Origin of the sequence: Nocardia pseudovaccinii NBRC 100343, assembly GCF_001613225.1 — a bacterium.
Classification (GTDB): Bacteria; Actinomycetota; Actinomycetes; order Mycobacteriales; family Mycobacteriaceae; genus Nocardia; species Nocardia pseudovaccinii.
Genome location: NZ_BDBY01000396.1, coordinates 1 through 13,902 on the forward strand (window position 1 = coordinate 1; position 13,902 = coordinate 13,902).

Consider the following 13,902-nt stretch of genomic DNA (forward strand, 5'->3'; position numbering starts at 1 on the left):
CGCAGCATGCCGTGGTCCGCGTCGACGGCACCCGCGTGATGGTGCGTGAGGAACTGGTCCATATCGCGCTGAACAAGCCCAAGGGCTGGCAGTCCACCATGTCCGACGATCTTGGCCGCCCGTGCGTCGGCGATATCGTCGCCGAACGCATCGCCGCCGGTCAGCGCCTGTTCCACGTCGGCAGGCTTGATGCCGACACCGAGGGGCTGTTGCTGCTCACCAATGACGGCGATCTCGCGCACCGGCTCATGCACCCGTCGTTCCAGGTCCCGAAGACCTATCTGGCGACGGTGAACGGTGAGGTCAACAAGTCGGTCGGCAAGCGCCTGCGCGACGGTGTCGAGCTCGAAGACGGTCCGGCCAAGGTGGACCGGTTCCAGGTGCTCGAGCTGGGCGAGGGACGTTCGCTGGTCAAGATCGTGTTGCACGAAGGGCGCAAGCACATCGTGCGTCGGCTGCTCGACGCGGTCGGTCATCCGGTGACGCGGTTGGTGCGCACCAATATCGGTCCGGTCGCACTCGGCGACCAACGGCCCGGCACGCTGCGCGTGATCGGCCGCGATGAAGTCGGCAAACTTTACGAGGCGGTGTCGTTGTGAACGGTGTAGAGATTCCCGTGGAGGTCCCTGCGATGGTTGAAGGCACCACGCCGCTGGTCGTCGCCATGGACGGGCCTTCGGGCACGGGCAAGTCCAGTGTGTCGCGGCGACTGGCAACCCGGCTCGACGCCAGCTACCTCGATACCGGCGCGATGTACCGCGTCGCCACGCTGCGGGTGCTGCGTGCCGGTGTCGAGTTGACCGATTCGGCAGCCATCGGTGCCGCGGTCAAGGAACTGCCGCTGACCATCGGTACCGATCCCAGCCGTGAGCTGATCCTGCTCGACGGTGAGGACGTCTCCTCGGAGATCCGCGGCAATGCCGTCACCAGGGCGGTGTCCGCGGTGTCCGCCGTCGCCGAGGTACGCGAACTGCTCGTCGCGCTGCAGCGTGAAATCGCTTCCGCCGCACAGCGAATCGTGGTCGAGGGGCGCGATATCGGTACCGTCGTGCTGCCGGAGGCCGACGCCAAGATCTACCTCACCGCCTCCGCCGAGGCCCGCGCGCAGCGGCGTAACCAGCAGAACATCGCCGAAGGCCGCGGCGACGACTACGAGGGCGTACTCGCCGACGTGCAGCGTCGCGACACCCTCGACTCCACTCGCACGGTGTCCCCACTGCGTCCGGCCGATGACGCGGCGCAGGTCGACACCAGCGAACTGAATATGGATGAGGTCATCGACGAGCTGTATCGCGTTGTGGTGCGGCAGGTTTCGATCGGCCGGACAGGCAGGACACAGTGAGCGAAGACGTTCTCGCGGGAGATGGCGTCTGGAGCGACGAAACCGATTGGGAGATAGCCGATCTCGACGGTGAGTTCGGCGAGGACGAACACCTCGCGATGCCGACGGTGGCGGTCGTCGGCCGCCCGAATGTCGGTAAATCGACCCTGGTGAACCGCATCCTCGGCCGTCGTGAAGCCGTCGTCGAGGACATTCCCGGCGTGACCCGCGACCGCATCTCCTATGAGGCGAACTGGGCGGGTCGCCGTTTCCTGGTGCAGGACACCGGTGGCTGGGAGCCCGATGCCAAGGGCCTGCAGCAGTCGGTCGCCCGCCAGGCCGAACTGGCCATGGAGACCGCCGATGCGATCCTGCTGGTGGTCGATGCCGTCGTCGGTGCGACGGCTACGGACGAGGCCGCGGTGAAGAAGCTGCGCCGCTCCAAGATTCCGGTGATCCTGGTCGCCAACAAGGTCGACGACGAGCGCGTCGAGGCCGAGGCCGCCGCGCTGTGGTCGCTCGGTCTCGGTGAGCCGCGCATGGTCAGCGCCGCGCACGGCCGCGGCACCGGTGATCTGCTCGACGATGTCCTGGAAGTACTCCCGGAGACCCCGCGTGAGGGCACCGGCGGCACCGGTCCGCGCCGGGTCTCGCTGGTCGGCAAGCCCAACGTCGGCAAGTCCAGCTTGCTCAACAAACTCTCCGGTGACGAGCGTTCGGTCGTGCACGATGTCGCGGGCACGACCGTCGACCCGGTCGATTCGCTGGTCGAATTGGGCGGCAGGATCTGGAAATTCGTCGATACCGCCGGTCTGCGTCGCAAGGTCTCCCATGCCAGCGGCATGGAGTTCTACGCTTCGCTGCGCACGAAGGCGGCGTTGGAGGCCTCCGAGGTCGCGATCATGCTGATCGACGCCTCCGAGCCGATCACCGAGCAGGACCTGCGGGTGATCAGCATGGTCGCCGACTCCGGTCGCGCGCTCGTGCTGGCCTTCAACAAATGGGATCTGGTCGACGAGGACCGTCGCCTGCAGCTCGACAAGGAAGTCGACCGGGATCTGGTCCGCGTGCCGTGGGCGCAACGCGTCAATATCTCCGCGCACACCGGTCGCGCCGTCCAAAAGCTTGTTCCCGCAATGGAAACCGCACTTGAATCCTGGGATAAGCGAATCCCGACCGGTCGGCTGAACACCTGGCTCAAGGAAGTCATCGCGGCGACACCGCCGCCGATGCGCGGTGGCCGGTTGCCGCGCGTCCTGTTCGCCACCCAGGCAACGACCCGGCCGCCGACCTTCGTGCTCTTCACGACGGGGTTCTTGGAGGCGGGCTACCGCCGGTTCCTGGAGCGCAGGCTGCGCGAGGAGTTCGGCTTCGATGGTTCTCCGGTTCGTATTTCGGTACGTGTGCGCGAAAAGCGGGAACGCCGGAAGTAGGCCCTTCGGAACGAACGCCGTTGCTGAGCAACGGCGTTCGTTCTCATATGCGGGTCAGCGGAAGTCGGCGAGATGGTCGGATACCCAGTCGGCGAGGGAACGTGCCGGGCGACCGGTGATATCGGCGACGGTAGAGGTGATTTCGGGGCGGGGCGCGGCAAGCATCTCGGTGTAGCCGTCGAGGAGGACGTCGACGAAGGAGTCGGGAAACGTGTCGTCCTCGAGTAGGCGCTGTCTGGCCTGGTCGCGGGTGAGTTCGGACCAGCGCAAGGGGCGCTCGAGTGTTTCGCCGATGATCCGGACCTGCTCCGCCCGAGTGAGTACCTCCGGTCCGGTCAGCGTGTAAGTGGCTCCGGCATGGGTGTTTTCGGTGAGTGTCCGGGCCGCGACGGCCGCGATATCTGACTCGTGGATCAGGCTCATCGGCAGGTGCCCGTGGCTGCCGTGCACGATATCGCCGGTTCGGATCTCATCGGCCCACCAGAGGGTATTGACGGCGAAGGTGCTCGGGCGCAGCACCACCGATTCGATTCCGCGGCCGTGCACCAGCTTCTCCTGATCCTCGAAGCTGAGGTCCGGGATGCCGCCGGTACCGAGAAATACGATGCGCCGGGCGCGCTCGGCGATGAGATCGAGTGCCTTGGGTAGTTGTGCGCCGGTGTGCAGCGGCCACAGCAGGAAGACAGCGTCGATGTCGTCGAGGCAGGCGAGGAGCGTGTCGGGTTCGGACAGTTCGACGCGCACCACGTGCACGTCGGGCGGGAAGCCGCCGACCGCTGGGTTGCGGGTGCCTGCCCGCACAGTGTGACCGGCGGTGCGCAGTTGGCGGACGAGTTGGCTACCGATGTTTCCGGTAGCGGCGAGGATGAGGATGTTCATGCCCCGATCCTGGCGTTGAGGGAGCGATATCAACCAGAATAAGGTCTGATATTGCTGGAAACCGTCAGATTTGGAGGCCTCATGATGGATGCCGTCGAAAGGGGGATCGTTCATGCGCTGCAGATCGACGGCCGGGCGTCGTTCCGAACCATCGCCGAAGTTCTCGACGTCTCCGAGAACACCGTGGCACGTCGGTATCGTCAGCTGCGAAATGCGCATGGGCTCAGGGTGATCGGACTGGTGAACGGTCAGCGGCTCGGATACGTCCAATGGACGATCCGATTGCGCTGCACTCCTGACGCCGCCGGTTCTGTCGCGAAAGCCCTTGCAGCACGCGATGATACGTCCTTCGTGTATCTTCTCTCCGCTGGCACCGAGGTCTCCTGCACGGTCCAGACCCGCAGTATCGAAGAGCAGGAAGCGCTACTGCTGCACAAACTTCCGCGCACCAGCCGAATCGTGGCCATGTCCGCGCACTTGCTGCTGCGCGGATTCGTGCTGCCCGACGGCTGGCGAGGTTCAGCCGCGCTGACACCCGACCAGGTCGACCACCTCAGGCCCGCCCCAGTCGACCCCGACGACGAACCCCTTCATCTCGACGAAGGCGATAAGTCCCTGCTGCGCGTCCTCAACCACGACGGCCGCACCTCCTGCTCCGACCTCGCCACCGCCACCCGGTGGTCCGAAACCAAGGTGCGCCGCCGGATGGAAGCCATGCGCCGCAACGGAATCCTGCAATTCCAGCTCGACATCCCGTCCGCTGCACTGGGCTTCGGCACGGAGGCCCGACTCTGGATCGCCACCCAACCGGCCGCTACCGTCGCCGTCGGCGAGGCGCTGGCCCGCCACCGCGAAGTCTCCTTCGCCGCTGTCACCACCGGCGCTACCAACCTGGTCGCGGCGGTCAACTGCCGTGACCCTCGAGATCTCGGTCGCTACCTCACCGAGCGCATCGCCGAACTTCCCGGCATCGCCACGCTCGAAACCGCTCCGATCATTCGTACCGTCAAACGCGCGGGCTCCCTGCTCCTCTGACGTGTGCTGCGTCACGGTGCCGAGTCGTGGCATCCGGCGTAAGTTCGTTAATTAGCGAAATACCGAAGGGAGGTGGATGTGCTCGACGAGTGCAAGGCATTGGCGAATGAGACCCGCTTGCGCATCCTGGCGTGGCTCAAGGATCCGGACGCGAACTTCCCAGCGCGGGGCGATGACACCGGCGAGCTAGGGGTGTGCGTCGGTCTCATCCAGCAGAAGGCGGGGACCTCGGCCTCGACCATATCGGCACACCTCGCGATCCTGCAGCGCGCGGGATTCCTCAGCGCCACCCGCCGCGGCCAGTGGACCTACTACCGCCGCGACGAAGCCCGCATCCGGGCCTTCACCGAAGAACTGAACCGCGTTCTCTGAGCTACGAAGGAAGTCTTATGCCTACCGCACTGTCGATCCTCGACTTGGCGTCGGTCGCACCCGGCAGCACCGCACGCGACAGCTTCGAAAACAGCGTCGCGCTGGCCAGGGCCGCCGAACGCAGCGGCTATCGACGCGTCTGGTACGCCGAACACCACAACATGCGCTCGATCGCGTCCAGCGCCACCAGTGTGCTCATCGGTCACGTCGCGGCGCAGACCGAGACAATTCGGCTCGGTGCGGGTGGCATCATGCTGCCCAATCACTCACCGCTGGTGATCGCGGAGCAGTTCGGCACCCTCGAGACGCTGTTCCCCGGGCGGATCGACCTCGGACTCGGCCGAGCGCCCGGCAGTGACCAGAAGACCATGTTCGCGCTGCGCCGCAATCCCTCCTCGGCGGACTCCTTTCCGCAGGATGTGCTGGAGCTGCAGGGCTATCTGTCGGGCAACTCGCGAGTGCCCGGCGTGCAGGCCGTGCCGCGAGCGGAAGGTATTGTGCCGCTTTATATTCTGGGGTCGTCACTATTCGGTGCGCAGCTCGCCGCGCAGCTCGGCCTGCCGTATGCCTTCGCGTCCCACTTCGCGCCGGACGCGCTGCACCAGGCGGTCGCCGTCTATCGCGAAAGTTTCCGGCCGTCGGAGCAACTCGCCGAGCCGTATGTGATGGCCGGTGTCAATGTGTTCGCGGCCGAAGACCACGATTCGGCAGTGGCGCAGAAGACGATCTCCTACCGTGCTCGCGCGCGAGCCATGATTCGGCGCGGCGCGGCGGGCGCGGACTTCACCGACGAGGAGATCGATGCGTTCCTCGCCTCACCGAACGGCAGCCAGCTCAGCGCGATGACCCGATACACCGCCGTCGGCACACCCGCCGAAGTCCGTTCGTACCTGGCGGATTTCGCGGGCTCCATCGATGCGGACGAACTCATCGTCGCCCACCACTCCACCGAAATCGATGACCGACTCCGGTCCGTCGAACTCACCGGCGGTCTCATCACCGAGCCGGTAGCCCCCTAGCTCACCGAGCCGCCGACGATCAGGTTCGCGGTAATCGTGCCGTCGGCTTCCTTATTGCCGTAGACGACGACCGCGGCACCGACCGTCACATCCGACACGCGATTGCCGGTGAGGACAAGTACCCGGGTATCGGTGCTGACACGAACGTTCGTAGTGGCACCCAATATCCCTTGCACCGCAAGCGTTTTGCCGTCGTTGGCAGTGACCTTGCCGATGGTCAGCCCGCGACTGACCTGGGCCGCATTCGCTGGGGCGGCGGTGGTATCGGTGCCCGCGGACCTGGCCGCCGGTGCCGAATCCGGCGCCGAACCGATGGACGCGACGAAGAGGTAGGCCACCAAAGACAGCAGGACCGCGAAACTGGTTCCGATGAGCATGCCGAGGTCGGGATAGTACTTACGTCGCGTCGACGGAATGGTGATGGCGGTGAGAATCACCGGGTCGATGGCCAGCTCCGCGCCGCCGCTGGACTCCTTGCTCGGGAGGCCCTTGGGCTGGTTCGACCACGGCGTGGCCGGGGGACTCATAGCTTCAACGTTATTTAACCGAGTGCGAATACCTATCACCACTGGCGGGAGCACTGTGCTGGAGGTTGACACGCTGAGCGGGGCGGGTGCTGCTGAAGGGGGCGGGACCTGGCATTATCCGTACATGGTCATTCCCAGCGTGCTGCCGGAACGCCCTACCGTCGGATCCCCGTTCGAAACCGGCTGGCCGGTCCGCCTCGCCGACACCGACCGGGACCAGCGTCTGCGCCTCGACGCCATCGCCCGCTACCTGCAGGACATCGGCTTCGAGCACCTCGAAGCCGTCGAGGACGGTGACACCCACCGTGGCTGGGTGGTCCGCCGCACCGTTATCGACGTCCTCAAGCCCATCGAATTCGGCGAGCACGTCACCCTGCGGCGCTGGTGCTCGGCCCTGTCGAACCGCTGGTGCAATATGCGCGTGCAGATCTGCGGCAGCAACGGCGGTCTGGTCGAAACCGAAGGATTCCTCATCCATTTCGGCACCGAGTCCGGCGTCCCGGCGCGCATGAGCGACCGCTTCATGGCACCCATGCTCGCCAGCACCACCGAACACCGCCTGCGCTGGAAAGCCGCACTCACCGACCCACTACCCACCGGCCCCGACGTCCAGGAATTGCCCTTCCCCCTGCGCGTCGCCGATTTCGACTGGCTCGACCACGTCAACAACGCGGTCTACCTCAGCGCCCTAGAAGAACTCCTCGCCACCCACACCGATCTCACCTCCGGCCCGCACCGCACCGTCATCGAATACACCAAACCGCTGACAGCAGGCGAGCAGGTCCGCGTAATCGGTCGCCGCACCTGCAACACCCTCGACGCCTGGTTCGCCGTAGCCGACGACCCCCGAGCCACCGCCCGCATCACCCCACGCTGACTCCCGTCCCACCCGCCACACCGATAACCAGGCGATTCGGCGTCTGGGCGCCCCCTGAGGTAATCTTTCCGAGCGCCCGAACACTAGGCGCAACGGGCTGTGGCGCAGCTTGGTAGCGCACCTGACTGGGGGTCAGGTGGTCGCAGGTTCAAATCCTGTCAGCCCGACAGTAAAAAGCCCCTCTGACCTTGGTCGGAGGGGTTTTGTCGTTCTCCGGGGGAGTTCTCGAGCAAGTGATCTTGCCAAGAACTTGCCAACGTGCGGGAGCGGGCTTTCAAGTCACCGGAACAGGGCGGCGCCCGCCGCGCGCAGGTCCTCTGGCTGAGCGTCGCTGTAGATACTCAGTGAGACCGCGGGGTCGTGGCCGTGCCAGGCCGCGACGACGTGGACCGGAATGCGCAGCGCCAGCATCAGGCTTACGCTCGTATTCCGCAGCCCCTTGAGCGGGATGCGACGAAGCCCGGCGCGTTCCCTGAGCCGCTGAAACGTATCGGAATAGTGGCGCGGTCGGATCGGCTCTCCCGTTTCATCCACCGCGATCAGCCGATCATCCGACCACGGGATGCCGAGCGCTGCACACTCGGCTTTCTGGAGCTCCTTCAGCTTGTTGAGTGCCTGCGCCAGATCGGGGGGTGGTGGAAGGTCGCGTCTGCCGCGCCGGGATTTCGGTAAGTTTTCTTCGGTTTCCTTGCCGATGGCGACACGGCCCCGGCGCACCCGTAGCGCGGATTCGTCGAAGCGTGTCCATCGCATGGCGAGGACTTCGGAGCGCCGTGCCCCATAGCAGGACAACAGCCAGCAGGCGTACAGCCGTTCCCCGCGTACCGATTCGCGGAAGGTTGCGACCTCCGCTACGGTCCATGACTTCGACTGTTCCTCGTCCTCATCGCTGAAATCGTCGGTGGGTCGCTCCACGAGCGCGATCACGTTGCGCGGCAAGGCTCCCTGATCGACGTAGGACTGCACGACCATGCCGAAGGTGGTCAAGGTAGCCCGCACCGTGACCGGTTTGACGCCGCCCGGAGCCTTCTCTGTCTGTGTTGTGTCCGCCAGGACGTACACCGCTCGTCGGGGGCGTGTCACACGTCGGGATCGGATCAGCCCGGACAGGCAGGTGTGGACGTCCTTGTCCGGGAATGCGGCCTTGAGTTTGGCCGCCGTGATGCCCTCGGGGTGCTGACCGATGAGTTCGGCTACCTGTGCCATCAGGCTGTCCGGTCGGTAGTGCCGGGGGTCGACACGACCCTTGGTCAGCATCCATTCCACGAGTGCGTCCCCATCGTTCTTGGTGAGCTGGCGCAGCTTCTTGCCACCCAAACGTCGCCGGACGGGTTTGAGATCGTTGCGGTATCCCTCCATCGTGATCCGGCGGATGCCGCGTCGGCTGTGCAGCCATTGGTCGCATGCCTCGTCTACGGTGATGTCCAGGAGCTTGACGTAGGTTCCGGCAGCGACTTCGGTTGTGATCCGGCGGTATTCGCGCCGTGCTTGGCTGTGGGTGTCGTAGGTGAACCGCTGTCGGTCCCGGCTGCCGTCTGGCTTGGTGCCCACGTCGGCCTGGAACCAGTAGGTCACCTTGCCGTTCTTGGCTGTGTGCTTGTTGATCGGTTCGGCACGTCGGGCAGGCTTATTCGTCATCTCATGACTCCTGGTGGTCGATTCCGGTTCTACTTTCGGGCGGGGGCGGGTGAGAAGCTTGCCCAGGCAGTGGTCGTTCAGGGCACATGCCGGTGGATGCGTCGGATGTATGCCCATCGCTTCAGAGACGGTGTCGGCGGCGATGATTGGTGCGGGTTCTTGGAGGTGACAGGCCATCCGTGGGCGACGAGAATGGCTGGAGGATCCGGACAGCGGGCTGGCATCCTACGAGGTGTCGTCGCCGTGATCAGCCTGCAATTGGAGCACCTCGCGTACCCATCGCGACGGGATTCGCACTCGATTGCCAACTCGAATAGCTGGCACCCCACCTGATTTGACCGCCGCGTAGACGGTGGACTTGCCGACACCGAGAAGCCGGGCCGCATCGGGGACCGATACGGTCGGCTCGTTCAGCAGACGCTGCAGCATGTCCTCAGCAGCGAGAAAATTCTTCCGATTCAACTTACGGCCTCGAATCACAGGCCGATCCGTGAGTCATCCCTTGTTGCAATAGAACAGGATTCGAGTCGGATGCGCCAGTCTGTCGCAATCGGTTGAAGTTTCAGCCTTATTGCTGCCCTGTTGATTTGCGCCAGCAGCTACTGGAGTGTCAGCCCCGAGCGGAGATCTGTCCGTCGTCGACGCGGAGGCATGGCCCGATCCGATCCTCTTCCCGGCGACGCATTGTCAACGTGATAGGTCGGCCCTGGACACGAATTCACCAGCCTCAGTTCCGATATGTTCCGATTCTGTTGCCGCAGTGTTGGTCTGAGCTGGCTGCTTATGGGCGGGGCGATCGCCGGGATAAGAGCTGACCGCGCGAAGGGGGCGTGGTAGGGCTCGGGTCGGCGGGGGCCGGTTGTGCGGTGTTGGAGGTGTGCATCGGCGTGTTCGTGTGCGACATGCCGTACGGCTTCGAGGCACAGTCAGATAGGTGGGGTTGGTCAGTGGCGCAGGTCGGTGCAACCGGCCGTTTGGCCGTCTGCACCGACCTTGCTCGGTTGGTTCGTCGGGTTGAACAAGCTTCGTGTGGAGGCTGAAAAATCGTCGTGCCCAATGGTTTCAGGGGCTACTGAAGTGGTGGTCCGGAGTAGGGGCGTCGGAAGCCGCACGACAGGAAGATGTCTTGGGTTCCGAAGTGATCGGAGGTTTGGATGCTGAGGGAAAACGGTTCACTGGTGGTGGGGTCTCGCCAGTGGAACAACTCGGTTGGGGGCCGGCCGTAGGCGACGTCGATGTTGTCGCGCCAGAGCCGGTTGACGTCGCTGCTTTTTCGGAGCTGTTGGAGTAGGTGTTGTGCTCTGGGGGCGTTGCGGTGTCGGCCGAGTACGGCTTTGGCGGTGGCGACGATATGAGGTGCCACGTGTTCCCAACCGACGATGATTTCTTGCGCGATGGGAGTGAAGAACCAGCTCAGGATGTTGCCGCCGACTGCGTTCAGTCCCGGAAAGGCGCGCACCGCGGACGGGTTGGCGGCCAGGACATGCCAGGTGTAGTCGATGTATACGGCGAGAGTGCCGTTGTGTTGGTGGAAGTTGAGTAGCTCGAGTTGTCCGGAGGTGATGAGTCGGGTTCGGAGCTCGTCCAGTGGTGCGAGATCGACTGGCGGTTCCCATAGTTCACGCAGGTGTCGAGCCTGCATGTCATTGAGTTCGTAGCCGATAACGAGTCCATCGACGACCTCACGTTCGGGTGGGTAGCGCTTGGTTTCGATCTGTGTGAGGTAGGAGGCACTGATGCCGATGAGCGGAGCGGCTTTGTCCCGGCTCAGAACTAGGCGCTCTCGCAACTCCCATATCCATTCGAAGAAGTCCGGCATCTGTGCCACCTGCGACCGAGGCCTGCGCCGTCGGCGTAGTCGGCGGTCCGGACCACGTCCTTGATTGTGACCGTCCATGTAGACGTCCCCTCCCTTTGGGTCTTCCGCTGTAAGACTGCGACCGAATATTGCGAAGAGTTACCCCCGAGACGAACCCTCGCGGATCGCGCCGCACCGACGCAGTACGCGCCGAGGTCGACGTCGCACATACGCCATCAAAACCTCGAAAATGGTTGCGGCGCTACCCTTTCAAGGGACAACGTTTTTGCCAGCCAATTTCTTTGCCCATACTGTGAACCAGCCTGACCAGCACGTATCGGGGCAATTGGCAATAGCCTTGTCCATCGGACACTCTCGACCGCGGCTGCTTCGCAGCCTTTCGGCCGACGCCCCACCCACGGTGACCATGCCAGCGTATCGGGGACCAAACGGGGTACAGGAGAAGAAGATCAGGCCACGGCGCAACAACGGACCGCCCGAGGTGGTGTCCGCAGGCTGCGCGGCGGTGAGACCCTATTCGATCCCGCACCCGCTGGAAGAGGCGAAGTGTCGACCGCTTAAGCAACCTTTTCGCAATCGTACGAAGGGCCTTACGCGTTTGCCGGATTGATCTAGGTCTGATAGGACAGAAGCAGCTTGGGGGAGTCTGCGGTGATGTTTCCTCACCATCCATTAATGGTGAGGAAAGGTCCCTGGCAGCGATGACAAGACGGGGAGGACGACAACGTGAGCTCGACTCCTGCAAGACGCGCGCTGACACAGCGGCGTGGCCGCGCCCAGACATCTGACAAGGCCGAGATGCCTAACCTCGGTGACTGGTTGCGTAAGGTGCGTGAGCATCGGAAGCACACTCGAAAGTCCGCCGAGGTACGTACCGGGGTCAGCGATTCCTACATCAAACAGATCGAGAATGAAGGGCTGATACCACTTCGGGGGGTGCTGGACCAGCTCATCGTCGGCTACCGGCTTGACGAGATGCAAGCCCGCTTCACTCGGGAACTAGCCGAGCCGCCCGTCGAGCTGACGCCGATTGCAGAGTTGCGCGAACGCGTGAGCACTCCGGACCGCCTTGCCGCACTGAAGTTCTTCGACCGGGTCGATGTCATTTGCGTTTATACAGACCCCCTGTGGAATGTCCTTGTGGGCAACGAGTCCTTCTACCAGTCCCTACCAGACCTCGATGCCGCAGACAACAATATCGCGCTGTGGCATTTCCGCCCGGATGCCGCCGAGTCGCCCGCCAAACAGTTTGCGCTGCAATGGGAGTACGAGGCGACCTGCGACATGGCAATGATCCGCGCGGGGCTCGGTCGCTACCGAGATTCTCCTCAGGCCGTCGACCTGCTGGACAGACTCCGCACCAGCGTGGAGTTCAATCGTCGATGGCAGGACGGAATCCACGTCGCCTATGGCCGTGAACCAGACGACCTATGTCACATGATCGATCCGGCTACTCAGGAGCCATACTCGGCCAGTATTCAGGTCAGTGAACTCCCAGACACCCGCGACGTCCGTATCCACCAGGCAATTCGCCGTCCATATGCCGGTCCACCGCTGTCCTGATCGGGCACTAAACGGGCGGTGGGCGACACGAGCAGCGGCACAACGCATGACGCTCACCGTCCAAGCAACCAACATCATTTGAGATGTTATGAACATCCGAATGTTGGTAACATCCTGAACGATTGATCTGCTCGCTGGCGAATGCACTGCTGCGCTCACGTGGGGAGTAGTCAGCTGATGAAGGGGGACCCCATGAACGTGGAAAAGTCAGACCTCGACCGCATCCCGCTCGCTCCGGGTGGTCTGCCGTTGATCGGACATGGTGTGAAGCTGATGCGAAACCCCCTCGGACTCCTCTCCTCACTGCCCGAGCACGGTCCGATGTGCCGCATCCAGCTCGGAACAGACACTGTCGTTTTCGTCTCCGATCCGGACCTGACATCGCAAGTCTTCGTAGCCGACAAGGTCTACGACAAGGGAGGGCCCTTCTATGCTCGGGCCCGCGAGATCGCTGGCGATGGACTCGGCAGCTGTCCACACGATAAGCACCGTCGACAGCGTCGCCTTTGCCAGCCCGCGTTCCGCTCCGACCGGCTCCCGTCGTATGTCGAGAGCATGACCAGGTCGATCGAGACGACGGTGCAGGGATGGCACGACGGCAAGGTAATCGACCTGGGCGTCGATTTGTCGGCCATGACCTTCCGGGTTGCGACCTTGACCATGTTCTCAACGTCGCTGTCCGACAACCAAATTCGCCAATTCGGCTCCGATCTGAGCGCGATCGCCCACGGACTTCTCCGGCGCACAGCACTGCCAGCCATAATCAATCGCCTACCCACCCCCGACAATCGGCGCTACGCCGCCACCACCCGGCGCGTACGGCAACTCGCCGCATCGGTCATTGCGGAACGACGCGGCGATCAAAAGGACCGCGGCGATCTGTTGTCGGCATTGCTGGAAGCCTGCGATGAACAGGACGGAGCACCGTTCACCGACTCCGAGCTGGTCGACCAAGTCTTCACGTTTTTCTTGGGCGGCGCCGAGACCACCGCTGGATGCCTCACCTGGGCGTTGTATCTGCTCGACCGGCACCCCGAGGTGCAGCGGCAGTTACACGAGGAGGTCGACTCGGTCCTGGGTGGGCGCACAGCGACGCGCGAGGACCTTCCCTCGCTCCCGGTCACCAACAGGATCATCACCGAAACCCTTCGGCTGTACCCGCCGACCTGGGTGCTGACTCGACAGGTCACGGCGGATACCGAATTGGGCGACATCCTGCTCCCGTCCGGGACGAAGATCGCGGTGAGCCCGTACGTCATTCATCGCAGCGAACAGATACATGAGGATCCGGTCGCGTTCCGCCCCGACCGTTGGATTGACACCACACCGCATCACCACCGCAAGACGTTCATCCCGTTCGGTCTCGGTGCTCGCCGATGCATCGGCGAGCAGTTCGGGTTGATCGAGGCCGCGCTCGCA

Annotated in this window: 14 protein-coding genes and 1 tRNA gene; 10 read left to right on the forward strand and 5 right to left on the reverse strand. The window is 63.9% G+C overall.

Features of this window, described 5'->3' with window-relative positions; translation table 11 throughout:
- The 3 genes from NP3_RS42600 to der all read left to right on the forward strand — a co-directional run.
- Window positions 1–599 (forward strand): pseudouridine synthase (locus tag NP3_RS42600; RefSeq protein ID WP_063047375.1); only part of this gene is annotated, 599 nt, incomplete at its 5' end.
- Window positions 600–631: 32 nt separating this feature from the next.
- Complete coding sequence (cmk, locus tag NP3_RS42605; protein WP_063047387.1) at window positions 632–1,342, forward strand: (d)CMP kinase; 711 nt, start codon at window positions 632–634, stop codon at window positions 1,340–1,342.
- A complete protein-coding gene (der, locus tag NP3_RS42610; RefSeq protein ID WP_063047376.1) occupies window positions 1,339–2,754 on the forward strand; it encodes a ribosome biogenesis GTPase Der in 1,416 nt (471 codons plus the stop codon). The genes cmk and der overlap by 4 nt, the downstream gene beginning before the upstream one ends.
- A 54-nt stretch (window positions 2,755–2,808) precedes the next feature.
- Here the strand turns inward: der and NP3_RS42615 are convergent, their stop codons facing one another.
- Entirely contained in the window at window positions 2,809–3,633 is an 825-nt protein-coding gene (locus NP3_RS42615; protein ID WP_063047377.1) for an SDR family oxidoreductase, read from the reverse strand.
- A gap of 81 nt (window positions 3,634–3,714) precedes the next feature.
- On the opposite strand from NP3_RS42615, the gene NP3_RS42620 reads away from it, so the two are divergent.
- The 3 genes from NP3_RS42620 (at window position 3,715) to NP3_RS42630 (ending at window position 6,059) form a co-directional block, all read left to right on the forward strand.
- Window positions 3,715–4,668 (forward strand): Lrp/AsnC family transcriptional regulator, encoded by a 954-nt coding sequence (locus NP3_RS42620; protein ID WP_063047378.1) that lies wholly within the window; start codon window positions 3,715–3,717, stop codon window positions 4,666–4,668.
- A gap of 78 nt (window positions 4,669–4,746) precedes the next feature.
- On the forward strand, window positions 4,747–5,040 hold the full coding sequence (locus NP3_RS42625; protein ID WP_245721355.1) for an ArsR/SmtB family transcription factor: 294 nt from the start codon (window positions 4,747–4,749) through the stop codon (window positions 5,038–5,040).
- Between the two features lie 17 nt (window positions 5,041–5,057).
- Window positions 5,058–6,059 carry an LLM class flavin-dependent oxidoreductase gene (locus NP3_RS42630; protein ID WP_063047380.1) on the forward strand — a complete coding sequence of 334 codons (1,002 nt, stop codon included), beginning with the start codon at window positions 5,058–5,060 and terminating at the stop codon, window positions 6,057–6,059.
- Here the strand turns inward: NP3_RS42630 and NP3_RS42635 are convergent.
- Window positions 6,056–6,586 (reverse strand): hypothetical protein, encoded by a 531-nt coding sequence (locus NP3_RS42635; RefSeq protein WP_063047381.1) that lies wholly within the window; start codon window positions 6,584–6,586, stop codon window positions 6,056–6,058. The genes NP3_RS42630 and NP3_RS42635 overlap by 4 nt on opposite strands.
- A 124-nt stretch (window positions 6,587–6,710) precedes the next feature.
- On the opposite strand from NP3_RS42635, the gene NP3_RS42640 reads away from it, so the two are divergent.
- The gene (locus NP3_RS42640; protein WP_063047382.1) at window positions 6,711–7,463 is read left to right on the forward strand and encodes an acyl-[acyl-carrier-protein] thioesterase; all 753 of its coding nucleotides are present in this window, start codon (window positions 6,711–6,713) and stop codon (window positions 7,461–7,463) included.
- 93 nt (window positions 7,464–7,556) lie between these two features.
- Window positions 7,557–7,630: transfer RNA gene (locus NP3_RS42645), tRNA-Pro, on the forward strand.
- 112 nt (window positions 7,631–7,742) lie between these two features.
- On the opposite strand, the gene NP3_RS50985 is transcribed toward NP3_RS42645, so the two are convergent.
- The 3 genes from NP3_RS50985 to NP3_RS42660 all read right to left on the reverse strand — a co-directional run bounded on the left by NP3_RS50985 (window position 7,743) and on the right by NP3_RS42660 (window position 10,920).
- Window positions 7,743–9,101 (reverse strand): site-specific integrase, encoded by a 1,359-nt coding sequence (locus NP3_RS50985; RefSeq protein ID WP_063825062.1) that lies wholly within the window; start codon window positions 9,099–9,101, stop codon window positions 7,743–7,745.
- Window positions 9,102–9,326: 225 nt separating this feature from the next.
- On the reverse strand, window positions 9,327–9,530 hold the full coding sequence (locus NP3_RS42655) for a helix-turn-helix domain-containing protein (RefSeq protein ID WP_063047383.1): 204 nt from the start codon (window positions 9,528–9,530) through the stop codon (window positions 9,327–9,329).
- Window positions 9,531–10,170: 640 nt separating this feature from the next.
- Window positions 10,171–10,920, reverse strand: a complete 750-nt coding sequence (locus NP3_RS42660) for an MmyB family transcriptional regulator (RefSeq protein ID WP_169814679.1) — start codon at window positions 10,918–10,920, stop codon at window positions 10,171–10,173.
- A gap of 726 nt (window positions 10,921–11,646) precedes the next feature.
- Here NP3_RS42660 and NP3_RS42665 point away from each other — a divergent pair.
- Window positions 11,647–12,483, forward strand: coding sequence for an MmyB family transcriptional regulator (locus tag NP3_RS42665; RefSeq protein WP_157124923.1), 837 nt, complete (start codon window positions 11,647–11,649; stop codon window positions 12,481–12,483).
- Between the two features lie 192 nt (window positions 12,484–12,675).
- On the forward strand, window positions 12,676–13,902 hold a 1,227-nt coding region (locus NP3_RS42670; RefSeq protein ID WP_063047386.1), incomplete at its 3' end, for a cytochrome P450.

Bases quoted from the DNA above. Each gene is read 5' to 3' on its own strand.
- cmk (WP_063047387.1), top strand. From the start codon at position 632: ATGGTTGAAGGCACCACGCCGCTGGTCGTCGCCATGGACGGGCCTTCG.
- NP3_RS42615 (WP_063047377.1), bottom strand. From the start codon at position 3,633: ATGAACATCCTCATCCTCGCCGCTACCGGAAACATCGGTAGCCAACTC.
- NP3_RS42620 (WP_063047378.1), top strand. From the start codon at position 3,715: ATGATGGATGCCGTCGAAAGGGGGATCGTTCATGCGCTGCAGATCGAC.
- NP3_RS42630 (WP_063047380.1), top strand. From the start codon at position 5,058: ATGCCTACCGCACTGTCGATCCTCGACTTGGCGTCGGTCGCACCCGGC.
- NP3_RS42635 (WP_063047381.1), bottom strand. From the start codon at position 6,586: ATGAGTCCCCCGGCCACGCCGTGGTCGAACCAGCCCAAGGGCCTCCCG.
- NP3_RS42640 (WP_063047382.1), top strand. From the start codon at position 6,711: ATGGTCATTCCCAGCGTGCTGCCGGAACGCCCTACCGTCGGATCCCCG.
- NP3_RS50985 (WP_063825062.1), bottom strand. From the start codon at position 9,101: ATGACGAATAAGCCTGCCCGACGTGCCGAACCGATCAACAAGCACACA.
- NP3_RS42655 (WP_063047383.1), bottom strand. From the start codon at position 9,530: ATGCTGCAGCGTCTGCTGAACGAGCCGACCGTATCGGTCCCCGATGCG.
- NP3_RS42660 (WP_169814679.1), bottom strand. From the start codon at position 10,920: ATGCCGGACTTCTTCGAATGGATATGGGAGTTGCGAGAGCGCCTAGTT.